The 22,644-nt window shown below is 71.0% G+C and carries 19 protein-coding genes and 1 pseudogene; 8 read left to right on the top strand and 12 right to left on the bottom strand.

What is annotated here, in order from left to right:
• Positions 1-226: 226 nt before the first annotated feature.
• Positions 227-1,207, top strand: a complete 981-nt coding sequence (locus tag SSP29_RS30500) for an Lrp/AsnC family transcriptional regulator (RefSeq protein WP_174856023.1) — start codon at positions 227-229, stop codon at positions 1,205-1,207.
• Positions 1,208-1,295: 88 nt separating this feature from the next.
• Here the strand turns inward: SSP29_RS30500 and SSP29_RS30495 are convergent, their stop codons facing one another.
• On the bottom strand, positions 1,296-2,159 hold the full coding sequence (locus SSP29_RS30495; protein ID WP_089104052.1) for a LysR substrate-binding domain-containing protein: 864 nt from the start codon (positions 2,157-2,159) through the stop codon (positions 1,296-1,298).
• Between the two features lie 186 nt (positions 2,160-2,345).
• On the opposite strand from SSP29_RS30495, the gene SSP29_RS30490 reads away from it, so the two are divergent.
• Both SSP29_RS30490 and SSP29_RS30485 read left to right on the top strand, forming a co-directional pair.
• A complete protein-coding gene (locus SSP29_RS30490) occupies positions 2,346-3,368 on the top strand; it encodes a bile acid:sodium symporter family protein (RefSeq protein ID WP_245883293.1) in 1,023 nt (340 codons plus the stop codon).
• Between the two features lie 113 nt (positions 3,369-3,481).
• A complete protein-coding gene (locus SSP29_RS30485; protein WP_089104050.1) occupies positions 3,482-4,009 on the top strand; it encodes an isochorismatase family protein in 528 nt (175 codons plus the stop codon).
• Positions 4,010-4,013: 4 nt separating this feature from the next.
• Here the strand turns inward: SSP29_RS30485 and SSP29_RS30480 are convergent, their stop codons facing one another.
• Positions 4,014-4,733 (bottom strand): SDR family oxidoreductase, encoded by a 720-nt coding sequence (locus SSP29_RS30480; RefSeq protein ID WP_089104049.1) that lies wholly within the window; start codon positions 4,731-4,733, stop codon positions 4,014-4,016.
• Between the two features lie 138 nt (positions 4,734-4,871).
• Between SSP29_RS30480 and SSP29_RS30475 the strand changes: the two are divergent.
• Positions 4,872-5,739: pseudogene (locus tag SSP29_RS30475) on the top strand (LysR family transcriptional regulator).
• 71 nt (positions 5,740-5,810) lie between these two features.
• On the opposite strand, the gene fdhD reads toward SSP29_RS30475, so the two are convergent.
• The 5 genes from fdhD to SSP29_RS30450 are packed head-to-tail and all read right to left on the bottom strand — an operon-like array spanning position 5,811 to position 12,234.
• On the bottom strand, positions 5,811-6,659 hold the full coding sequence (gene fdhD, locus SSP29_RS30470) for a formate dehydrogenase accessory sulfurtransferase FdhD (RefSeq protein ID WP_089104048.1): 849 nt from the start codon (positions 6,657-6,659) through the stop codon (positions 5,811-5,813).
• A gap of 7 nt (positions 6,660-6,666) precedes the next feature.
• Positions 6,667-7,527 carry a 2Fe-2S iron-sulfur cluster-binding protein gene (locus tag SSP29_RS30465; RefSeq protein WP_089104047.1) on the bottom strand — a complete coding sequence of 287 codons (861 nt, stop codon included), beginning with the start codon at positions 7,525-7,527 and terminating at the stop codon, positions 6,667-6,669.
• Entirely contained in the window at positions 7,524-9,341 is a 1,818-nt protein-coding gene (locus SSP29_RS30460; protein WP_089104046.1) for an NADH-ubiquinone oxidoreductase-F iron-sulfur binding region domain-containing protein, read from the bottom strand. Before SSP29_RS30460 ends, SSP29_RS30465 begins: the two co-directional genes overlap by 4 nt.
• A gap of 5 nt (positions 9,342-9,346) precedes the next feature.
• Entirely contained in the window at positions 9,347-11,266 is a 1,920-nt protein-coding gene (locus SSP29_RS30455; protein WP_089104045.1) for a molybdopterin oxidoreductase family protein, read from the bottom strand.
• Positions 11,263-12,234, bottom strand: a complete 972-nt coding sequence (locus SSP29_RS30450) for a 2-dehydropantoate 2-reductase (RefSeq protein ID WP_089104044.1) — start codon at positions 12,232-12,234, stop codon at positions 11,263-11,265. The genes SSP29_RS30455 and SSP29_RS30450 overlap by 4 nt, the downstream gene beginning before the upstream one ends.
• A 206-nt stretch (positions 12,235-12,440) precedes the next feature.
• Here SSP29_RS30450 and SSP29_RS30445 point away from each other — a divergent pair, with 206 nt between their 5' ends.
• From SSP29_RS30445 to SSP29_RS30435, 4 genes are all read left to right on the top strand, one after another.
• The gene (locus tag SSP29_RS30445) at positions 12,441-13,769 is read left to right on the top strand and encodes an OFA family MFS transporter (protein WP_089104142.1); all 1,329 of its coding nucleotides are present in this window, start codon (positions 12,441-12,443) and stop codon (positions 13,767-13,769) included.
• Positions 13,744-13,878 carry an MFS transporter small subunit gene (locus tag SSP29_RS60985; protein WP_256215692.1) on the top strand — a complete coding sequence of 45 codons (135 nt, stop codon included), beginning with the start codon at positions 13,744-13,746 and terminating at the stop codon, positions 13,876-13,878. The genes SSP29_RS30445 and SSP29_RS60985 overlap by 26 nt, the downstream gene beginning before the upstream one ends.
• 147 nt (positions 13,879-14,025) lie before the next feature.
• Entirely contained in the window at positions 14,026-14,973 is a 948-nt protein-coding gene (locus tag SSP29_RS30440) for a beta-ketoacyl-ACP synthase III (protein ID WP_089104043.1), read from the top strand.
• A gap of 128 nt (positions 14,974-15,101) precedes the next feature.
• Complete coding sequence (locus tag SSP29_RS30435) at positions 15,102-15,779, top strand: GntR family transcriptional regulator (protein WP_089104042.1); 678 nt, start codon at positions 15,102-15,104, stop codon at positions 15,777-15,779.
• A 13-nt stretch (positions 15,780-15,792) separates the two neighbouring features.
• Here the strand turns inward: SSP29_RS30435 and SSP29_RS30430 are convergent, their stop codons facing one another.
• From SSP29_RS30430 to SSP29_RS30410, 5 genes are all read right to left on the bottom strand, one after another.
• The gene (locus SSP29_RS30430) at positions 15,793-16,779 is read right to left on the bottom strand and encodes a WD40 repeat domain-containing protein (protein WP_089104041.1); all 987 of its coding nucleotides are present in this window, start codon (positions 16,777-16,779) and stop codon (positions 15,793-15,795) included.
• Between the two features lie 105 nt (positions 16,780-16,884).
• The gene (locus tag SSP29_RS30425) at positions 16,885-17,268 is read right to left on the bottom strand and encodes a VOC family protein (protein WP_150135193.1); all 384 of its coding nucleotides are present in this window, start codon (positions 17,266-17,268) and stop codon (positions 16,885-16,887) included.
• A gap of 283 nt (positions 17,269-17,551) precedes the next feature.
• Complete coding sequence (locus SSP29_RS30420; RefSeq protein ID WP_089104039.1) at positions 17,552-18,949, bottom strand: OFA family MFS transporter; 1,398 nt, start codon at positions 18,947-18,949, stop codon at positions 17,552-17,554.
• Position 18,950: 1 nt separating this feature from the next.
• Positions 18,951-20,339, bottom strand: coding sequence for an OFA family MFS transporter (locus SSP29_RS30415; protein WP_089104038.1), 1,389 nt, complete (start codon positions 20,337-20,339; stop codon positions 18,951-18,953).
• A 126-nt stretch (positions 20,340-20,465) separates the two neighbouring features.
• The gene (locus SSP29_RS30410) at positions 20,466-22,640 is read right to left on the bottom strand and encodes an acetate--CoA ligase family protein (protein WP_089104141.1); all 2,175 of its coding nucleotides are present in this window, start codon (positions 22,638-22,640) and stop codon (positions 20,466-20,468) included.
• Positions 22,641-22,644 lie beyond the last annotated feature (4 nt).

Genomic DNA, 22,644 nt, shown 5'->3' with positions numbered 1-22,644 from the left:
TCACGTAGGGAAAATACGCCCACATGGGGAAGGGCCGGACAGAATCCCTACGGTTCAGTAAGTTCCGGCTCCGTAATCTCCACGGAATCTGTACGTCCCGATTACGGCCCCCGGCCGGTTACCCGTCGGTCGGGCGCGAGGCGCCGCGGCCCCCTTTGAAGACAGCGCCGACCCGGCCGATTCCGTCACTCCGCCCGCCGCTCCCTCGCTCCGTAGGATGGCCGCCATGCTGGAGCTGGAATCCGACACGCTGGATCCGCTGGACGTGCAACTGCTCAGCGCGCTGGAGGTCGACGGCCGCGCCTCCTTCAGCCGGATCGGGGCCGTGCTCGGCGTCTCCGACCAGACGATCGCCCGCCGCTACCGACGGCTGTGCGCCGAGGCCGGGCTGCGGGTCGTCGCGGTCCGCGACGCCGAGCGGCTGGGCCAGGACCAGTGGATGCTCCGGCTGCGCTGCGCGCCCGACGGCGCCACCGTCATCGCCGACGCGCTCGCCAAACGCCCCGACACCGCCTGGATCGGGCTGGCCTCCGGCGGCACGGAGATCGCCTGCATGACCCGGCCGCGCCACCCCGGCGACCACGACGACCTGCTCCTCGGCAAGCTGCCGCGCACCCCGAGTGTGGTGGAGATCCGTGCGCAGCAACTGCTGCACCGGTTCTACGGGGGACCGACCGGATGGGTCCGGAAGTTCCGGGCGCTGTCGGAGGAACAGGCGGCGGCGCTGCGGCCGGCGCCGCCGGAGGCCGACGGGCCCGCGCGGCTGGAGCCCGAGGACGCGCCGCTGCTCGCCGCGCTGGAGCGGGACGGGCGGGCGACGTATCCGGAGTTGCAACGGGCAACGGGACGGTCCGAGTCGTCGGTGAAACGGCGGCTGGCCGCGCTGCTCGCCTCCGGGGCGGTGTACATCGATGTCGAGTACCGGTCCGAGGTGCTGGGATTCTCGAAGTCCGCGCTGCTGTGGATCACCACCACGCCGGCCGCGATGCACTCCGTGGGTCAGGCCTTGGCGGTCCATGACGAGGTGGCGTTTGCTGCGGCTACCGCCGGGCCGTCTCATGTCGTGGTGACGGCGGTGCTGCGCGACACGGCCCACCTGTACGCGTACCTGAGCGGGCCGGTGGGGCGGCTGGAGGGGGTGCAGCATGTGGAGGCGATGCCGTTTTTGCGGCGGGTGAAGCAGTTGACGTATGTGGGGTCGTATTGAGAGTGCCGGCCGGTGGGGGTTGATCGCGCCCACGCGGCGGCAGCCGCATATCCGGTACAGCCCCGCGCCCCTTCGGGGGCGCCTCCGGTCAGGGGCGTCTCAAGCGTGCTCCGCTGGTCAGGATTGCCGCCGCCAAGGCGTCTGCCGCCGTCTGTGCCGGTGTGCGTCTCGGGCCGTGTACGAGAACGAAGTCGACCTTGCCCAGTTCCGGCAGCCCCGCCCGGTCCGGGACTCGGAACAGGCCCGGGGGGATCAGGCCCCTGGAATGGGCCATCACGCCCAGGCCCGCCCTCGCCGCCGCGATCAGGCCGTTGAGGCTGCCGCTCGTGCAGACGATGCGCCAGTCGCGGCCCTCGCGCTCCAGCGCCTCCAGGGCCAGGGCGCGGGTGATGCCCGGCGGGGGATAGACGATCAGCGGGACCGGACGGGCGGGGTCCAGGCGGAGCCGCTCCGCGCCGATCCACACCAGGTCGTCGTGCCAGACCAGCTCGCCCAGCGGATCCTCGGCGCGCCGCTTGGCCAGCACCAGGTCCAGCTTTCCGGCGGCCAGCTGCTCGTGCAGGGTGCCCGAGAGCTCCACCGTCAGTTCGAGGTCGACCTCGGGGTGGTCGTGGCGGAAGCCCTCCAGGATCTCCGGCAGCCGGGTGAGGACGAAGTCCTCCGACGCGCCGAAGCGGAGCCGGCCGCGCAGCCGGGTGCCGGTGAAGAAGGCCGCCGCCTGCTCGTGCACCTCCAGGATCCGGCGGGCGAACCCGAGCATCGCCTCGCCGTCCTCGGTCAGCTCCACGGAGTGGGTGTCCCGGGAGAACAGCTGGCGGCCGGCCGCGTCCTCCAGGCGCCGCACATGCTGGCTCACCGTGGACTGGCGCAGCCCGAGCCGCCGGGCGGCCTGGGTGAAGCTGAGCGTCTGGGCCACCGCCAGGAAGGTGCGGAGCTGTGAAGGGTCATACACTCCAACATGTTATCGCGGAACGCGATGGCAGTCAGAGCGGTACAACGGATTCCCGATCACCTGCCGGAGGAGGACGATGGAGAGGGCCCTTCCGGCCCCGGCGAGAACCCGGCCGATCACGCCGGCACGACACCCTGACCGACCCGCAAGTGGAGCACCGTGAAACGCCTGAGCTGGCCCAGTCGGATGCCGATCGACCCGTACGTCCTGCTGTTGCTCGGGACGGTGTGCCTCGCCGCGCTCCTCCCGGCCCGGGACACGGCCGCCGATGTGGCCTCCGGTGCCTCCACGGCCGCGATCGCCTTCCTCTTCTTCCTCTACGGCGCCCGTCTGTCCACCCGCGAGGCCGTCGACGGGCTGCGGCACTGGCGGCTCCATGTCACGGTCCTGGTCTGCACCTTCGTGATCTTCCCGGTGCTCGGACTGGCGGCCCGCGGGCTGGTGCCGGTCCTGCTCACCCATCCGCTCTACCAGGGCTTCCTCTTCCTGACCCTGGTGCCCTCCACCATCCAGTCGTCGATCGCCTTCACCTCCATCGCGCGCGGCAACGTGCCCGCCGCGATCTGCGCCGGTTCCTTCTCCTCGCTGGTCGGCATCGTCCTCACACCGCTGCTCGCCGCCGCGCTGCTCGGCAACAGCGGGGGCGGGTTCTCCGCCGACTCGATCGTCAAGATCGTGCTCCAGCTGCTGGTGCCGTTCGTCGCCGGGCAGCTGCTGCGGCCGTGGATCGGCGGCTTCGTCGCCCGGCACAAGAAGATCCTCGGGCTGGTCGACCGCGGTTCCATCCTGCTCGTCGTCTACACCGCGTTCAGCGAGGGCATGGTCCGGGGCATCTGGCACCAGGTCAGCGCCGTGCGGCTGGCCGGGCTCCTCGCCGTCGAGGCCGTCCTGCTCGCCGTGATGCTCCTGCTGACCTGGTACGGCGCCAAGGCGCTCGGCTTCGGCCGCGGGGACCGTATCGCCATCCAGTTCGCCGGGTCGAAGAAGTCCCTCGCCTCCGGGCTGCCGATGGCCAGCGTCCTGTTCGGCGCCCACGCCTCGCTGGCCGTGCTGCCGCTGATGCTCTTCCACCAGATGCAGCTCATGGTGTGCGCGGTCATCGCCAAGCGCCGCGCCCACGACCCCGAGGCCCAGGAGACGGCCGAACCCCCGGCCGCCCCCGCGGCGGAGTCACGGCCCGCGGTCGGCACCGGGACGCTCCGCCGCTGAGCCGTGGCGTACGGCTGCTGAACCGCGGCGTAAGGGCCCCGAACGCGACCAGTTCACGGGCCTGTTGATCCGGATTTCCGGTACGGACGGCTCATGAAGGCTAACGTTCCGTCATGACCGCACCCCTGGCGCTCGATCCGGCGCGCACCGCCCTCGTCCTCGTCGACCTGATGGACCGCATCGTCGCGCTGCCCCTGGAGCCCCGCAAGGGCACCGAAGTCCTGCACGCCGCCGAGGAGCTGGCCCACTCCTTCCGCGCCGCCGGCGCACCCGTGGTACTCGTCCGCGTCGAACGGCCCTCGCTGGCGGAGCAGCCGCCGGGCAGCGGACTCGTGGCCGGACTCCGGAAGGAAGGGGACGTGGAGATCGTCAAGCGGACGATCGGCGGCTTCCAGGGCACGGAACTCGACGCCCGGCTGCGCCGGCTGGGCGTCACCCGGCTGGTGTTCGGCGGCGTCGCCACCAACCTCGGCGTCGAGTCCACCGCCCGCGCCGCCGCCGACCTCGGCTACGACCTGGTCTTCGTCGAGGACGCCATGGCCGCCCTCACCGGCCCCGAGCACGAGGCGTCCGTGCGGCTCGACTTTCCGCGCCTCGGCACGGTCGTGACCGCCGCCGACGTCCGCCTCACCCCCGCCTGACGGCTCAGACCAGCGTCCCGCCGCCGTCCACGACCACCACCGACCCGGTGCTGTAGCCCCCACGCATCAGGTACAGGTACGCCTCCGCCACATCCGCCGGCTCACCGACCCGCCCCACCGGCAGCGACTCGGCGGACGACCGGAACAGCCCCTCCCGGTCCGCCTCCGGCAGCTCCCGCCACAGCTCGGTCCGCACCACCCCCGGCGAGACCACGTTGACCCGCACCGGCGCCAGCTCCACGGCCAGTGCCCGGGTCAGCGACTCCATCGCCCCGCACAGCGCCGACGCGACGCTCGAACCGGGCAGCGGCCGGCTCCCCGCCGTCCCCGTGGTCAGCACCACCGACCCGCCCGGCCGGATCGACCCGGCGCCGTACTTCACCGCCGCGTACGCACCCCACAGCCGGGTGTCCAGGAAGTTCCGGGCCGCCGCGATGTCCGTCGCGGCCACCGACTCCAGCAGGAGCGAGTCACCGGCCGTGTACACCAGGTGGTCGTAGGCTCCGACCCGCGTGAAGAAGCCGCGCACCGCGTCCTCGTCCGTGGCGTCCAGCACCTGCCCCTCGGCGTCCTCCGGCAGCACCTTCAGCGCCGCCTCGACACTCTCCTGCCGGCGCGAGGCGGCGACCACCCGCGCGCCCTCCCGTGCCGCGCCCTCGGCGACCGCGAGCCCGATGCCCGACGTACCCCCGATGACGACGACACGCTGTCCCTGCAGACCCATGGCTGATCCCTTTCCAAGCCGGTGTTCCGTCCCGTTCGGACGTCTCCAGCCTGCGGTCCCGCCGCATCCGCCGTCCAAGACCTCTTTCGGCGGTGGCGATACCCTGAAGACATCGCCACCCGGGAAGGAGCCGCGGTCATGGACCTGGATCTGCGCAAGGTCCGCTACTTCGCGGCGGTCGCCGAACTCCTCCACTTCGGCCGGGCGGCGGAGCAGCTGCACATCGCCCAGCCCGTGCTGAGCCGTCAGATCCGGGCGCTGGAGAAGGAGTTGGGGGCCGAGCTGTTCGTACGGGACAGCCACGGCGTGACCCTGACCGACGCCGGGCGTCAACTCCTTGAAGACGCACGGCAGTTGCTGGCCCTCGCCGACGGCACCCGGCGCCGGGTCGCGCAGGCGGCACACGGCCGGCGCCGGCTGGTCGTCGGCTTCCGCGCCGGTGTCGTCGTCACCCCGGCACTGCGCGCCTTCACCGCGGCACACCCGGACGTCGAGGCCAACGCCCGCCGGGTCATGGGGGCACCTCCCGCTCGAGCGTAGTCGAGAGTGGGGGAGGGACGACCAGGAGCAGCTGATCCTCGACGGCACCGTCGACATCGCGTACGTACGACTTCCGATCCGGGAGGAGGGGCTGGAACTGCGGCCCCTGTACAGCGAGCCCCGCGTCGCCATGCTCCCGGACCGGCACCGGCTCGCCGGGAAGCAGGAGATCTCCCTCTCCGACCTCGACGGCGAGCAGTGGCTGCGCTACAACGACCCCCGGCCCGGCGACCTGCCACTGCGCACCATCGAAGAGAAGTTCGAGTGCGTGGCCGCCGGCACCGCCATCACGATGGTGCCCCGCTCGGCCGCCGAGCAGTACTCCCGCCCCGACATCGTCTACGTCCCGGTCGTCGACGCCGAACCCGACCGGGTGCTGCTCGCCTGGGCGGCCGGCCGCCGCTCCCCGCTGGTCGCCGCCTTCGCCGAGGCCGCGGCGGGCGTCGGGGCGCCGGGCTCCGACTGAGGCGGGGCCCCTGCGGCGCAGGGGGCGCTCCCCGCCGGTCGGGGCCCCGCCGCCGTGACGCGGGGAACCGGTCAGCCCTGGGCGGCCGCGGCCCGCAGAGCGATGCGGTCCTCGCCCGCGTACACGTTCATGTTGCTGCCCCGCAGGAAGCCGACCAGGGTCAGCCCGGTCTCCGCCGCCAGGTCCACCGCCAGCGAGGACGGCGCCGAGACCGCCGCGAGCACCGGGAGGCCCGCCATCACGGCCTTCTGCGCCAGCTCGAAGGAGGCCCGCCCGGAGACCAGCAGGATCGTCCGGGACAGCGGCAGGTCGCCGTTCTGCAGGGCCCGGCCGACCAGCTTGTCCACCGCGTTGTGCCGGCCCACGTCCTCGCGGATGTCCAGCAGCTCGCCGTCCTCCGTGAACAGGGCCGCCGCGTGCAGCCCCCCGGTCCGGTCGAAGACCCGCTGCGCCGCGCGGAGCCGGTCGGGGAGGCTCGCGAGCAGCTCGGGTCCGACCCGGACCGGGGGAGTGTCGGCTATCGGCCAGCGGGCCGTCGTACGCACCGCGTCGAGGCTCGCCTTGCCGCACAGCCCGCAGGACGAGGACGTGTAGACGTTCCGCTCCAGGGTGAAGTCGGGCAGCTTGACGCCCGGCGTGGTCCGCACGTCGACCACGTTGTAGGTGTTGGAGCCGTCGACCGTGGCGCCCGCGCAGTACACGATGTTCTGCAGGTCGCCCGCGGCCGCCAGCACTCCCTCGCTCACCAGGAACCCGGCCGCCAGCGCGAAGTCGTCGCCGGGCGTGCGCATGGTGATGGCGAGGGGTTTCCCGTTGAGCCTGATCTCCAGCGGTTCCTCGGCGACGAGCGTGTCCGGCCGGGCGGAGACCGCTCCGTCGCGGATGCGGATGACCTTGCGTCGTTCCGTGACTCGTCCCATGTCCTGATCAGCCCCGGTTCTGTACGTGCTGGTAGCCGAAACGGCCCTTGATGCAGAGGTTGCCGTGGGTCACCGGGTTGTCGTGCGGCGAGGTGACCTTGACTATCTCATTGTCCTGCACGTGGAGGGTGAGGTTGCAGCCCACACCGCAGTACGCGCACACGGTGGTCGTCTCCGTCTGCCGTGACTCGTCCCAGGTGCCCGCAGCCCGCATGTCGAACTCCGACTTGAACGACAGCGCCCCGGTGGGACACACCTCCACACAGTTCCCGCAGTACACGCATGCCGAGTCGGTCAGCGGGGCGTCGTGCTCGACGGCGATCCGGGCGTCGAAGCCGCGCCCGGCCACCGAGATCGCGAAACTGTTCTGCCACTGGTCGCCGCAGGCGTCCACGCACTTGTAGCAGAGGATGCACTTGCCGTAGTCGCGCACATACAGATCGTTGTCGACCCTGGGCTCCTCGTCCAGGCGGGCCGCGTCGGGGCCGAAGCGGTCCGGCTTCGCCTCGTACTCCTTGATCCACTCGGCGGCGCGCGGGGTCGTCGACAGGTCCACCGAGGAGGCCAGCAGCTCCAGGACGATCCTGCGGCTGTGCCGGACGCGTTCGCCGCCGGTGCGGACCACCATCCCGGGCTCGGCCTTCCGGGAGCAGGCGGGCACGAGGGTCCGGGCCCCCTCCACCTCCACCACGCACACCCGGCAGGCGTTCTTCGGGCGCAGGGTGTCGCCCTCGCACAGGGTCGGCACGTCCTTCCCGGCCGCCCGGCAGGAGTCCAGGATCGTCGAGCCCTCCGGGACCCGGGCCTCCTGGCCGTCGATCGTGAACTCCAGCAGCCGGCGCGGGATCCCCAGCGGTGTCACGGTCATTCGTACGCCCCCAGACGGTCGATGGCGGACTCCACGGCGTTCCACGCGGTCTGGCCGAGACCGCAGATCGAGGCGTCCCGCATCGCCCGCCCGACCTCGCGCAGCAGCGCGACGTCCCCGGCCGCGTCGGCGCCGGTGCGCGCGACGATCCGGTGCAGCGCCTCCTCCTGCCGGACCGTCCCGACCCGGCAGGGCACGCACTGCCCGCAGGACTCGTCCCTGAAGAACTGAGCGATCCGGAGCAGGAGTCGCGGGAGCGGCACGGTGTCGTCGAAGGCCATCACCACACCCGAGCCGAGCGTGGTGCCCGCCTCCCGGGTGCCCTCGAAGGTGAGCGGGATACCGAGTTCGTCCGGCCGTACGAAGCCGCCCGCGGCGCCGCCGAGCAGGACCGCCCGCAAGTTCTCGCGCACTCCGGCCAGTTGGAGCAGCTCGCCGAGCGTGGCGCCGAAGGGGAGTTCGTAGACGCCGGGGCGGGCCACGCTCCCCGACACACAGAACAGCTTCGGGCCGGTGGACCTCTCCGTCCCGGTCGCCGCGTACGCCGGGGCGCCCATGGTCAGGATCGGCAGGACGTTGACCAGAGTCTCCACGTTGTTCTCGACCGTCGGCTTCCCGAACAGCCCCTCTTCCACAGGGAACGGCGGCTTCGAGCGCGGTTCGCCCCGGTACCCCTCGATGGAGTTGAACAGGGCGGTCTCCTCGCCGCAGATGTACGCCCCGGCGCCGCGCCGGATCTCGACGTCGAAGGCGAAGCCCTGCCCGAGGACGTCGTCGCCGAGGAAGCCCCGGGCACGGGCCTGGTCGACCGCGTGCTGCAGACGGCGGGCCGCCCGCGGATACTCGCCGCGGAGGTAGACGAAACCCCGGTGCGCGCCGATCGCGTACGCCGCGATCGTCATCGCCTCCACGAGGGAGTACGGATCGCCCTCCATGAGCACGCGGTCCTTGAAAGTGTCCGGCTCCGACTCGTCGGCGTTGCAGACCAGGTAGTGCGGGCGGTCCGGCTGGGACGCCGTGGCCTGCCACTTGCGGCCGGTGGGGAAGGCGGCGCCACCGCGCCCGACCAGGCCCGAGTCGGTGACCTCGCGGATGACCCCGGCGGGACCGAGCCCGAAGGCGTGCCGCAGGGCGGTGTAGCCGCCGTGCGCCCGGTAGTCGTCGAGCGAGGACGGGTCGACCACGCCGATGCGCTTGAGGAGGACGAGGCCGTCCTGCCCGGCCTGGGGCACGGCCATGGCGGCCGGGGGCTCTTCGGGCGCCGAGTCGGGTGAGGTGGCCGCGAGGACGGCCGTCCGGGCTGTCGCCGGGGCCGCCACCGCCGTACGCACCGGATCCCCGGCCCGGATCGCGAGGGCGGCCGGGGCCCGCTCGCACAGGCCCAGACAGGGGCTGCGCTCGACGTGCGCCCCGGGACCGAGGCCCGTCTCCACCCCGGCGCACAGTGCGGACGCTCCGGCCGCCGTGCACGCCAGGTCCGTGCAGACGTGCAGGACGGTCGCCGGGCGGGGCTCGACGGAGAACATCGCGTAGAAGGTGGCGACCCCGTAGGCCTCGGCAGGGGGGACGGTCAGGCGTCGGCAGAGGTAGCCCAGGGCGCCCTCGCTGATCCAGCCGATCCGGTCGTTGATCGCGTGCAGCCCCGGCAGCAGCAGGTCGCGGCGGTCCCGGGCCTCCCGGCCGCCGCGCGCCCACCGCAGATCCGCGTCGGAACGGTCGGCGCCCTCCCAGGAGGACTCCGGAGGGCCCAACAGGGCGTCCACGGCGGCCCGTTCCTCGTCCGTCGGCTTGCTGTCGCCGAAGTGCAGGTCCACTTGCGTCACCTCACGATGGTCGCGACCGGGAGCTTCTCGATACGGATCGCCGACGCCTTGAACTCCGCCGTCCCCGCGATCGGGCAGTTGGCCTCGATCGTCAGCTGGTTGGTGTCCACCTCGTCGGGAAAGTGCATGGTCATGAAGGCGAGACCGGGGCGCAGCGCCGTGTCGACCCAGACCGGCGCCACCACCGCGCCCCGCCGCGAGGACACCCGGACCTCCTCGCCGACCACCACCCCGTACCGTTCGGCGTCCTCCGGGCACAGCTCGATGTACTCGCCGCGCCGCAGCGGGGAGGCGTAACCGCCGCTCTGCACCCCGGTGTTGTAGGAGTCCAGCCGTCGCCCGGTGGTGAGCCGGATCGGGTACTCCTCGTCGGTGAGGTCGACCGGCGGATCGTGCCGGACCAGCCCGAAGGGCGCCGGCGTTCCGCGCTTCGCCGGGTCCGTCTCCCACAACCGGCCGTGCAGGTACGTCGGTTCGAGACGCTCGGTGCTCGGGCAGGGCCACTGGATGCCCTGGTGCTCGACGAGACGGTCGTACGTCATCCCGTAGTGGTCGGGGGAGACGGAGCGGAGCTCGTTCCAGACGGCCTCCGCGTCCTGGTACTTCCAGTCGTGGCCGAGCCGCGCGGCGAGCGCGCAGAGGATGTCGATGTCCTCGCGGGCCTCGCCGGGCGGGGTGACCGCACGGCGGACCCGCTGCACCCGCCGCTCGCTGTTGGTGGTCGTGCCCTCGGTCTCCGCCCAGCCGGCGGTCGCGGGCAGCACCACGTCGGCCAGCTCCGCCGTCTTCGTGAGGAAGATGTCCTGGACGACGAGGAAGTCGAGGGCGCTCAGCCGTCGTACCGCCTGCTCGCTGTCGGCCTCGGACTGGGCCGGGTTCTCGCCGATGCAGTAGACGGCCTTGAGCGTGCCCTCCTCCATCGCCTCGAACATCTCGGTGAGGTTCAGCCCGTAGTGCGGCTGGATCACCGTGTCCCAGACCGACTCGAACTTCAGCCGGGCGTCCGGGTCGAGGATGTCCTGGAAGCCGGGCAGGCGGTTGGGGATGGCGCCCATGTCGCCGCCGCCCTGCACGTTGTTCTGGCCGCGCAGCGGCTGCAACCCGGCGCCCCAGCGGCCCACCTGACCGGTGAGGAGGGAAAGGTTGATCAGGGCGCGGACGTTGTCGGTGCCGTTGTGGTGCTCGGTGATGCCGAGGGTCCAGCACAGCTGGGCGCGCTCGGCGCGGGCGTAGGCGTGCGCCAGCTCCCGTATCGCCCGCGCCGGTACGCCCGTCACCTTCTCGGCGAGGGACAGCGTCCAGGGCTCCACGAGCGCCTTGTACTCCGCGAAGCCGGTCGTCGCCCGCCCGACGAACGCCTCGTTGGCCAGCCCCGCGTGGATGATCTCCCGGCCGATCGCGTGCGCCATCGGGATGTCCGTGCCGACGTTCAGCCCGAGCCAGCTCTCCGCCCACTCGGCGGTCGACGTACGGCGCGGGTCGACGGCGTACATCCGGGCGCCGTTCCTGATCCCCTTCAGCACGTGCTGGAAGAAGATGGGGTGCGCGAAGCGGGCGTTGGAGCCCCACATCACGATGACGTCGGTGTGCTCGATCTCCTCGTACGAGGAGGTGCCGCCGCCGGAGCCGAAGGCGGCCGTCAGACCGGCGACGCTCGGCGCGTGACACGTCCGGTTGCAGGAGTCGACGTTGTTGGTGCCCATCACCACCCGGGCGAACTTCTGGGCCACGTAGTTCATCTCGTTGGTGGCGCGGGCGCAGGAGAACATCCCGAACGCGTCCCGGTTGCGCTCCAGGCCGCGGGCCGCGCGGTCCAGGGCCTCCTCCCAACCCGCCTGCCGGAACGGCTCGTTGCGCGAGTCCCTGACCAGCGGACGGGTGAGCCGGGTGTAGGTCTTCGGTTCGCGCTTCCTCATGCGGCGCTCCTCAGCGCGAGCAGGTCCGAGATGGCGTGCACGGTGCGCAGGGTGGGCACCTCCACACCGGTGATCCCCGCCAGTTCGACGACGGCCGCGAGGAGCACGTCGAGTTCCAGCGGCTTGCCGCGTTCCAGGTCCTGGAGCGTGGAGGTGCGGTGGTCGCCGACCTTCTCGGCGCCCGCAAGGCGGCGTTCGATGGAGACCCCGACCTCGCAGCCGAGCGCCTCGGCGACGTCGAGCGTCTCGCGCATCATGATCTCGATGACCCGGCGGGTACCGCCGTGCAGGCACATCTGCCGCATGGTGGCGCGGGCCAGCGCGCTGATCGGGTTGAAGGAGATGTTGCCGAGCAGCTTGAGCCAGATGTCGTTGCGCAGGTCCTGCTCCACCGGGCACTTCAGCCCGCCGGTCTGCATGGCCTCGCTGAACCGCAGGCAGCGCTTGGACATGCTGCGGTCGGGCTCGCCGACGGAGAACCTGGTGCCCTCCAAGTGCCGTACCACGCCCGGGGCTTCGAGTTCGGTGGCCGCGTAGACCACGCAGCCGAGGGCGCGTGCGGGGGCGAGCACGGCGCTGACGGCACCGCCCGGGTCGACGCTCTCGACGCGGTGGCCGTCGTAGGGGCCGCCGTGCCGGTGGAAGTACCACCAGGGGATGCCGTTCTGGGCGGCGACCACCGCCGTCCGCTCGTGCAGCAGCGGCTCGATCAGCGGCCCGCACGCCGCGTACGAGTTGGCCTTCAGGCCCAGGAAGACGTAGTCGACCGGGCCGGCCTCGGCCGGGTCGTCGGTGGCGTGGGCGTGCGCGGTGAAGTCGCCGCGCGGGCTCAGCACCCGTACTCCGTACTGCCTCATGGCCGCCAGATGGGGTCCACGGGCGATGAGGTGCACATCGGCGCCCGCGCGGTGGAGCGCGGCACCGACGTAGGCGCCGATCGCACCGGCGCCGAGGACTGCGACTTTCACGGAACACTCCGTTCGGTTTGAGGGATACCGCGGAGGTGGCCTGTCGTGGGCCGAATCATGTCGACGAAATATTGTCTACAGTATGGAGTCGGGGGCGACAAGGGTTCGGGCAGCGACCGTTCGGCGCATTCTGGATACCGCTCAACGCACACGATCGAGTCGTCGGGTTCTCAACCACCCTGATGCGGCCCTACCGTTCGGGACTCATGAGCAGCCCCCCTGTAGCACCGCCGGGCTGGAGCCGCTGGCTCGTCCCGCCCGCCGCCCTCTCCGTCCATCTCTCCATCGGCCAGGCCTATGCCTGGAGCGTGTTCAAGCCGCCGCTCGAATCCGCGCTGAACCTGAGCGGCACCCAGAGCGCGCTGCCCTTCCAGCTCGCGATCGTGATGCTCGGTCTGTCGGCCGCGTTCGGCGGCACCCTCGTCGAGCGCAACGGTCCGCGCTGGGCCATGACCGTCGCCCTGGTCTGCTTCTCCACCGGCTTCCTGATCTCCGCACTCGGCGCCGAGACCAAGCAGTTCTGGCTGATCGTCCTCGGCTACGGCTTCGTCGGCGGCATCGGCCTCGGCATCGGCTACATCTCGCCGGTCTCCACGCTGATCAAGTGGTTCCCGGACCGGCCCGGCATGGCCACCGGCATCGCCATCATGGGCTTCGGCGGCGGCGCGCTGATCGCCTCGCCCTGGTCCGCGCAGATGCTCTCGTCCTTCGGCAGTGACAACGATGGCATCGCGCTCGCCTTCCTGGTGCACGGGCTGTCGTACGCCGTCTTCATGACCCTCGGCGTGCTGCTGATCCGCGTCCCGCGCACGGAGAAGCCGGTCGTGGACGCGCCGAGCGCCTTCGAGGGCGTGCAGGTCTCCGCGAACAGCGCGATCCGCACCCCGCAGTTCTGGTGCCTGTGGGTCGTGCTCTGCATGAACGTGACCGCGGGCATCGGCATCCTGGAGAAGGCCGCCCCGATGATCACGGACTTCTTCGCCGACAGCTCCACGCCGGTGACGGTGTCCGCGGCGGCCGGGTTCGTCGCCCTGCTGTCCGCCGCCAACATGGCGGGCCGCATCGGCTGGTCGTCCACCTCCGACCTGATCGGCCGCAAGAACATCTACCGCGTCTACCTCGGCGTCGGCGCCCTGATGTACCTGCTCATCGCCCTCTTCGGCGACTCCTCCAAGCCGCTGTTCATCCTCTGCGCACTGGTGATCCTCTCCTTCTACGGCGGCGGTTTCGCGACCGTGCCCGCCTACCTGAAGGACCTCTTCGGCACCTACCAGGTCGGCGCCATCCACGGCCGGCTGCTCACCGCCTGGTCCCTCGCCGGGGTGCTCGGGCCGCTGATCGTCAACTGGATCGCCGACCACCAGAAGGGCGCGGGCAAGCACGGCTCCGACCTGTACACCCTGTCCTTCGGCATCATGATCGGCCTGCTCGTCGTCGGGTTCATCGCCAACGAGCTGGTCCGGCCCGTCCACACCCGCTACCACATCCCCGCCCCGAGGGAGGCCGTCGATGTCGAACGAGAGCAGCCGGCCTGAGCCGGACCGCCGCTGGCTGATCGCCGTCGCCTGGGTCTGGGTCGGCGCGCCGTTCGCCTACGGCGTGTACGAACTCGTACAGAAGGCGACACAACTGTTCAACGGGTGACCGCCGGGAATGCTCGGGCGTCCGAGGGTCTGCAAGAAGCCGACAACTCGGGCGCCCGTTTCCTGTGGCCTTACGTGCCGTCGTACCCGTGAGTCACTGAACAGACTGGAGGGCCCAGACCCAGGCAACGAGGGGGATCCACCACCCATGAACGGCTCGCGCATCGCCGCCGTCGGCCACTACCAGCCCGCGAAGGTGCTCACCAACGAGGACCTGGCGGGCATGGTCGACACCAGTGACGAGTGGATCCGCAGCCGGGTGGGCATCAACACCCGGCACATCGCCGGACCCGACGAACCCGTCGACGAGCTGGCCGCGCACGCCGCCGCCAAGGCCCTCGCCACGGCCGGTCTCACCCCCGTGGACATCGACCTGGTCCTGGTCGCGACCTCCACCGCGATCGACCGCTCCCCGAACACCGCCGCCCGCGTCGCCGCCCGGCTCGGCATTCCGCAGCCCGCCGCGATAGACGTCAACGTCGTGTGCGCCGGCTTCACCCACGCGCTCGCCACCGCCGACCACACTGTCCGGGCTGGGGCCGCCACCCGGGCCCTGGTCATCGGCGCCGACAAGATGTCCGAGGTCACGGACTGGACCGACCGTACGACGTGCGTCCTGGTCGGCGACGGGGCGGGCGCGGCCGTGGTGGAGGCCTGCGGACCGGGTGAGGAACCCGGGATCGGACCGGTCCTCTGGGGTTCCGTCCCCGAGATGAGCCACGCCGTACGGATCGAGGGCACCCCGCCCCGGTTCGCGCAGGAGGGGCAGAGCGTCTACCGCTGGGCCACCACCCAGCTGCCGCCCATCGCGCGGCGCGCCTGCGAGAAGGCCGGGGTGGACCCCGTGGACCTCGCGGCGGTCGTGCTGCACCAGGCGAACCTGCGGATCATCGAACCCCTCGCCGCGAAGATCGGCGCGGTCAACGCGGTCGTCGCCCGCGACGTCACCGAATCGGGCAACACCTCCGCCGCCAGCATCCCCCTGGCCCTCTCCAAGCTGGTCGAACAGGGGCGCGTCTCCGGCGGCGACCCGGTCCTGCTGTTCGGCTTCGGCGGCAACCTGTCGTACGCGGGCCAGGTCGTGCGCTGTCCGTGAGAGCGCGTTCTGCGGTGTGACGTGCTCAACTCCCGCTTCCCCTGCCAGTTGTGCGCCGTAGACTGTAGACGAAAGACAATCGATACTGAGTGTTCGCTCGTCACGGGTGTCTGCCGAAGGGGGACCCGATGTTGTCAGCCGGACTGCCGCAGGGCGCGGTGCCCAAGCTCGAACGCCCCGGACCGCTGCGCGACCGCGTCTACGAGGCGCTGCTGGAACTCATCACCACCCGCTCCCTCCGGCCCGGCCAGCACCTGGTCGAGAGCGAACTCGCCGGCCACCTCGGTGTCTCCCGGCAGCCGGTGCGCGAGGCGCTCCAGCGACTGAACACCGAGGGCTGGGTCGACCTGCGGCCCGCCCAGGGTGCGTTCGTCCACGAGCCCACGGAAGACGAGGCCGACCAACTCCTCACGGTCCGTACCCTGTTGGAGGCGGAGGCGGCCCGGCTGGCGGCGGCCAACGCGGGCAGTGCGGGAGTGGCCGCCCTCGAATCCCTCTGCGCCGAGGGCGAGAAGGCGGTCGCCGCGGACGACGTGGACGGGGCCGTCGCACTGAACGCCGCGTTCCACACCAAGATCATGGACCTGGCCGGCAACACGGTCCTCGCCGAACTCGCCGCCCAGGTCGACCGCCGGGTCCGCTGGTACTACACCCCGGTGGCCCGCCAGCGCGGCCACCAGTCCTGGATCGAACACCGCGGACTCATCGCCGCGATCACGGCCCGGGACGAGCAGCTGGCGACCCGCCTGATGCGCGAACACACCGAGCACACCCGGCGGTCGTACCACGAGCGGGCCACGTCCTGACCCTGGTCCGGGCTCAGGGCAGCGTGATGAGGGCGACGCGGTCCGCCTGAGCAACGGCCAGCCGGGTGCCGTCGGGTTGGAGGGCGGCGACGGGGGTCGGGACGTGGCGGCCGAAGCACGCGGATTTCGCGGGTACGCCGACCTCGGGCCACTCCGCGACGACCCGCCCGGTGGCCGTGTCGAGCAGCCGCGGGTGGCCGGTGAACGAGATCACCTGGTCGCCACGGGGCAGGAGCACAACACCCGGCTCAGCATCGCCGACGGGGCTGCGGTGGAGCCAGCGTCCCTCGGACACCGACCACACGCCGAGGTGGCGCGAGGGCAGCCCGGCCGTCTCCTCCTCGTCCCACTCCTCCGCCCCGGTCGCCAGGACCAGCCGGTCGGCGTCGAGCCAGCAGCCCGCCGTCACCTCGCCGTTCATGACCGCCGCTGTCGGCAGCAGCCCGTCGCCGTCCAGGGTGCCGGGGTCGGAGAGCGCGAGCGCGGTGTCGTAGACCAGAGCCGTCCCGAAGGGCTGCCAGAGCCAGCCGACGGAGAGCAGGTACCGGCCGTCCGGGCTCAGGCTCAGCCTGGAGTGGAAGACGTCCTCCGGCTCCCGCCCGCCGGCGGTCAGCCGCTCGCCGCTCGCCGCGTCCTCGATCTGGAGCACGTTGCATTCGTCGGGGCAGTGCACGACGACCTCACGCCCGTCGCCCAACGCGCCCAGGGCCAGCGGGTAGTCGTAGGACGACGCGTGGTAGTAGCTGCGGTTCAGCTCCCGCGCGACCCGTTCGCCTCCGAGCAACACCGCCTTGGTACCGCGCTCCTGGTACACCGCGGAGTAGTGCCCCGAGGCCGAGGCGGTCCCGGCGTCGAACGGAAAGCTCCACGCGAAGGGCGCCCTGTGCTCCACCCCGTCGCGGTCCCAGCGCCGACCGCCCCCGACCACCGAGACCAGTTCGTCGCCCTGCCACACCAGTGACTTCGGCGGCGACTTCACCGGTATCGACTCCACGGTCATCGATGACCACCCCCGTCCGGAGAACCTCGGGCAGGCCTCCCGCCGGGAATCTACGGGACCCTGCGCAGTCAGCGCGTACGAATTTCGTGGGTCCTGTTCCTGCTCCTACCCGTCGTCCCGGCACAGGCAGAAGGGATGACCGGCGGGATCGAACAGCACCCGTACGTGGTCCTGCGGCTGGTCCGGCGCGAGTGCCGCTCCCATGGCGACGGCCTCGGCCACCGCCCCGTCCAGGTCGGCCACCTGGAAGTCGAGGTGCATCATCGTGCGCGGCTCCCCGTCGACCGGCGGCCAGGCGGGCGGCCGACAGCCGGCGGCCTCCTGGAAGACGATGTAGACGGCTCCCTGAGGCGGGGCGACGACGGCCGTCCCGGGTTCCTCGTGCAGGATCGGCCACTCCAGCAGTTCCGCGTAGAAGCGGGCCAGGAGCGCGGGGTCCGGTGCCTCGACGGCTGTTCCCCACCACATGCCGCTTGTTCGAGATCGCATGGTTGAACCTATCGCGGTGCCGGGAGCACTGCGTTGGACAGACCGGCCAGCCCCAGGTCATGGGTGTCCCCGGTCCTATGAGGAGTGACCGTCTCTGCCGCTTTCGTCGGAGGGCCGGTCTCGGTTGCTCCAGGCTGTCAGCCGAGGTCCGCAGCCCTCCGGGACCGCGCACAGCGTTGCCTGGGAAGGCGGCGAAGGCCGTGTTCCGGAGGTGGCTGAGTCCCGGACACGGGTCCGGGACTCAGCATCGGGGAGGCCGCGACCCGAGGTTCGGCGGAAACCGTCAGGTCGCCGTCTGCGGCTGGATCGCCCCCACCTTCGCCGTCGTCCCCCGGCCCGGCTGCCGCAGCAGGAGCGCCACCCCCGCCGCCAGCATCGAGATGCCCCCGGCCAGGGCGTACGCGCCGTTGTAGCCCCACGCGCCGACCACCATGGAGCCGAGGCCGCCGCCGAAGAGGCCGCTGATGAGTTTGCCGCTGTAGACCAGGCCGTAGTTGGTGGCGTTGTAGTTCTCGCCGAAGTAGTCCGGGGTGAGGGCGGCGAAGAGCGGGTAGAAGGCGCCGCCGCCGAAGCCGGAGAGGAAGGCGAAGAACAGGAACAGCCACTCGCTCTTGACGTCACCGGCCCAGATCACGCCGAACTGAGCGAGGCCGAGGACGACGATGACGAAGACGAGGGTCGGCTTGCGGCCCAGGCGGTCGGAGAGCCAGCCGACCACGCCGCGGCCGACGCCGTTGATGACCGCCATCACGCCCATGGAGGAGGCCGCGACCAGGGGGCCGAAACCGACGTCCTTCGCGAAGTCCACCTGGAAGGAGATACCGAAGATCGACACGCCCGCCGTCATGACGATGGAGATCCACATCAGCGGGAGCATGCCGGTGCGGATCGCCTCCTTGGGGGTGAACTGGCGCACCGCGGGCGGGTTCTTGGCGAGGGTTGCGCCGTTCCTGGTGTCGCTCGCGTGCGTGAGCGGATCGACGTCGGCCGGCCACCAGTTCTTCGGCGGGTCCTTGAAGAAGAACGCCGAGACCAGGACCACGACCATCACGTAGACGCCGATCAGGTCCAGGACGCGGTGGTAGTTGGCCGTGTCGAAGGCGTAGTTGAAGATGAAGATGAAGGGGAGCGAGCCGTAGGCGAAGCCGCCGTTCACGAACCCCGTGCGGGCGCCCCGGCGTTCGGGGAACCACTTGCCGACCATGTTGATGCAGGTCGCGTAGACCAGGCCGGAGCCGAGCCCGCCGATCACGCCGAAGCCGATGATCGCCAGCCATATCTCGCTGATGTGGGAGAGGGCCAGGAAGCCGATCAGGCACATCACGGAGCCGGTGTACATGGCCCGGCGCGCGGTCAGGATGCCCTTCTCGCGCAGCCAGCCCGCCGGGAACGCGATGCCGGCCTGGAAGAACACCCAGACGCTCAGGATCCAGAAGGTGTTGGACTGCGTCCAGCCGTGCGCGTGGGACAGGGTGTCCTCCGCGGAGCCGTACGCGTACTCGAAGACGCTGATGGCCATCATGGCGATCCACGGCAGGTACACCATGATGTTGCGGGAGTGGCCGAGAATGTCCCGGTCGGTCTCGCCGATCCGGTAGACGCGGCCGCGGGCGTCCGTGACCTCGCGGTACGGGCGTCGTCCGGTGTCGGTGCTGTTCGTGGCTACAGGGTCTGCCGTCATGTCACGCCATCTCCTCGCCGAGCGGCTGCGGGTTGGGGACGATGCGCCGGGCGCTGGGCCTGCCCGGTGCCTTGAGGAAGAGGGCCAGTACTGCGGAGGCCAGGCCGACGGAGCCCGCGAGCACGAACGCGCCGTGGTAGTCCCACTCACCGACGACGACCGCGCCCAGACCGGAGCCCACCAGGCCGGAGATCAGCTTGGAGCTGTAGACCATCCCGTAGTTGGTGGCGTTGTTGTTCTCACCGAAGTAGTCCGCCGTCATGGCCGCGAAGAGCGGGAAGATCGCCCCGCCGCCGAACCCGGAGACCATGGAGCAGAAGAGGAAGAACGGCATGCTGTGCATCTGGCCGGAGACGAGTACGCCGAACTGCGCCGTGCCGAGCACGATGCACACGATGATGAGCGTGTGGCGGCGGCCGTAGCGGTCGGAGATCCAGCCGATGACGCCGCGTCCGGTGCCGTTGACGATGGCCTTCAGGGACATGGCCGTGGCCACGATGCCGCCCGCGAAACCCATGTCCTTGCCGAACGGCACCTGGAAGGCGATGCCGAAGATATTGATCCCGGCCGTGCAGAGCAGACAGAACCACATCATCCACAGGACGGGCGTACGGGCGGCCTCCTTGGGGGTGTACTGCTTGACGGCGGGCGGGTTCTTCGCCAACGCCCTTCGTATTCTGGGATCCTGAGTGGCCTTCAGCGGATCCACGTGCGGCGGCCACCAGTTCTTCGGCGGGTCCTTGAAGAACCAGCCGGCCGACGCCACCACCAGACACAGTCCGATACCGACCGAGGACAGCAGGACCTTGTAGTTGCCCAGGTCGAGGACCGAGGTGAACAGGAACACGAACGGCACCGACCCGTAGGCGAAACCGCCGTTCACGAAGCCCGTCTTGCCGCCCTTGCGCTCCGGATACCACTTGCCGACCATGTTCACGCAGGTCGCGTAGACGAGACCGGCGCCGATACCGCTGCACATGCCGAAGCCGAGATAGGCGACGACCACGTTCGGCGCGAACGCCAGCGCCAGATAGCCCAGCAGGGTGCCGGCCGCGCCGATCAGCATGGCCGTACGCGCGGGGAGCCGTCCGCTCTCCCGCAGCTGCCCGGCCGGGAAGGCCACGGCCGCCTGGAAGAACACCCAGACGCCCATCAGCCAGAAGATGTGCCCGCTGCTCCACAGATGCGCTTCGTGCAGCGTGTCCTCCGCCGACGTGAACGCGTACTCGGCGGAGCTGATGCCCATCATGCCCACCCAGGGCAGGATGACCATCCACTTGCGTGTGCGGCCCATCAGATCGACATCGCGTTCGCCGATCCGGTACCTGCGGCCGTGGCGGTCCGTCACCTCCCTGAAGGGGACGGACGCCGATAGATCGATGGATGACATGTTCGCTCAGCACCCCTTGCGTCGAAAGCTCTGGCCAGCGCCCCCTGTCCAATGCCTTTCGTGCGCGCACGGGTCCCGGGGCCGGCCGAGGACGCGCTCCGCCGGCCGGCCCCTTCCTCGGCTACGTCATGACCCGCCCCCCAACCGTCCGCTCCCCGACCCGTCGCTCCCCAACAGCCCGGCCGCCCGCGCCCAGCGGTACTTGGCGCCGAGCACGGCCACCGGCCGTTCGGTCGTGTACGGGTACGCCACGACCCCCCGCTCGTACAGGTACTGGCAGGCCTCCTCGACCTCGACGTCCCCCGCGAGCGAGGCGACGACCGGCTTCTCGACGCCCCGCTCCCGGAACTCCGCGACCACCCGCGCGGTCAGCTCCGCGAACACCATCGGCGGGGTGACGATGGTGTGCCAGTAGCCGAGGACCAGGGCGTGGATGCGCGGGTCCTCAAGACCGAGCCGGATCGTCGCCTCGTAGGTCGACGGCGGCTCGCCGCCCGTGATGTCCACCGGGTTGCCGGCGGCGCCGAACGGCGGGATGAAGCGGCGGAACGCCTCGTCCAGGTCCGGCGGTATCTCCATCAGGGACAGCCCGTTGTCGGTGATCGCGTCGGACAGCAGCACACCGCTGCCGCCCGCGCCGGTGATGATCACGACGTTGTCGCCCCGCGGGGCCGGCAGCACCGGCAGGCCGCGCGCGTACTCCAGCATGTCGTTCAGGCCGGGCGCCCGGATGACGCCCGCCTGCCGCAGGATGTCGTCGTACACCGCGTCGTCGCCCGCGAGCGCGCCCGTGTGCGAACCGGCCGCCTTGGCCCCGGCCGCCGTGCGGCCCGCCTTGAGGACCACAACAGGCTTCTTGGGTACGGTGTTTCGTGCCGCCTCGACGAAGGCGCGGCCGTCCTTGAGGTCCTCCAGGTGCATGGCGATGCACTCGGTGTGCGGGTCCTCGCCGAACCAGGTCAGCAGGTCGTCCTCGTCCAGGTCCGACTTGTTGCCGAGGCCGACGATCGCCGACACACCCGTCTTGGTGGTGCGCGCGAAGCCCAGGATCGCCATGCCGATCCCGCCGGACTGGGACGTCAGCGCGACCCCGCCCTTCACGTCGTACGGCGTGCAGAACGTGGCGCACAGGTCCTGCCAGGTGGAGTAGTAGCCGTAGATGTTCGGGCCGAGCAGCCGGATGCCGTACCGCTCGCCGATCGCGACGATCTCGGCCTGGAGTTCGTGCTCGCCGGTCTCCGCGAAGCCGGAGGGGATCAGGACGGCGTTGGGGATCCGCTTCCGGCCCACCTCCTCCAGCGCCGCTGCCACGAACTTGGCGGGAATGGCGAAGACTGCCACGTCCACCTCACCGGGAACGTCCGTGACACTCTTGTACGCCTTGCGGCCCAGAATGTCATCGGCCTTGGGGTTCACCGGATGGATCTCCCCGGCGAAGCCGCCGTCCACGAGGTTGCGCATCACCGAATTGCCGATCTTGCCCTGCTCGTTGGAGGCGCCGATCACGGCGACGGAGCGGGGCTGCATCAGCCGGCGCATGGAGGTGAGGATTTCGTCGCGGGTGTACTTCTTGCGCGGCGCAGGCTGGTGCTCGGCCAAGATGATCCGGATGTCGGCCGCGACCGCGCCGTCCGCCGTGGCGATCACCGGGTTGAGGTCCACCTCGGCTATCTCCGGGAAGTCCGCGACCAGTTGGGAGACCCGGCGGATCTGCTCGGCGACCGCCCACCGGTCCACCCCGGCCTGCCCGCGCACCCCGCGCAGCACCTCGGCCGCCTTGATGGAGTCGAGCATCGACAGCGCCTCGTCCGCGGTGACCGGCGCCAGCCGGAAGGTCACGTCCTTCAGGACCTCGACCAGCACCCCGCCGAGCCCGAAGGCGACGACCTTCCCGAAGGTGGGGTCGGTGACCGCGCCGACGATGACCTCCGTGCCCTTCGGCAGCAGCTCCTGGACCTGGACGCCCTCGATCTTCGCCTCGGCGTCGTAGGCCTTCGCGTTCTCGACGATCCGGTGGAAGGCCGCGCGCACGTCCGCCGCGCCCTCCACTCCGACGACGACCCCGCCCGCGTCGGTCTTGTGCAGGATGTCCGGCGAGACGATCTTCATGACGACCGGTCCGCCGAAGCGTGCCGCGTACGCCACCGCCTCGTCGACGTCGGTGGCCAGTTCCTCGCCGGGTACGGCGATCCCGTACGCGTCGGCGACCACCTTGCCCTCCGGCGCGGTGAGGGCGGTACGGCCCTCCGCCCGCACCGAGTCGAGGAGCTCGCGGACCCGCAGCTCCCGGTCCTCTGCCATCACG

The sequence above is a fragment of the Streptomyces hyaluromycini genome, assembly GCF_002217755.1.
GTDB classification, from domain to species: domain Bacteria; phylum Actinomycetota; class Actinomycetes; order Streptomycetales; family Streptomycetaceae; genus Streptomyces; species Streptomyces hyaluromycini.
Note: the sequence above shows the minus strand (reverse complement) of the source record. Positions and strands in the feature narration are given on the sequence as shown.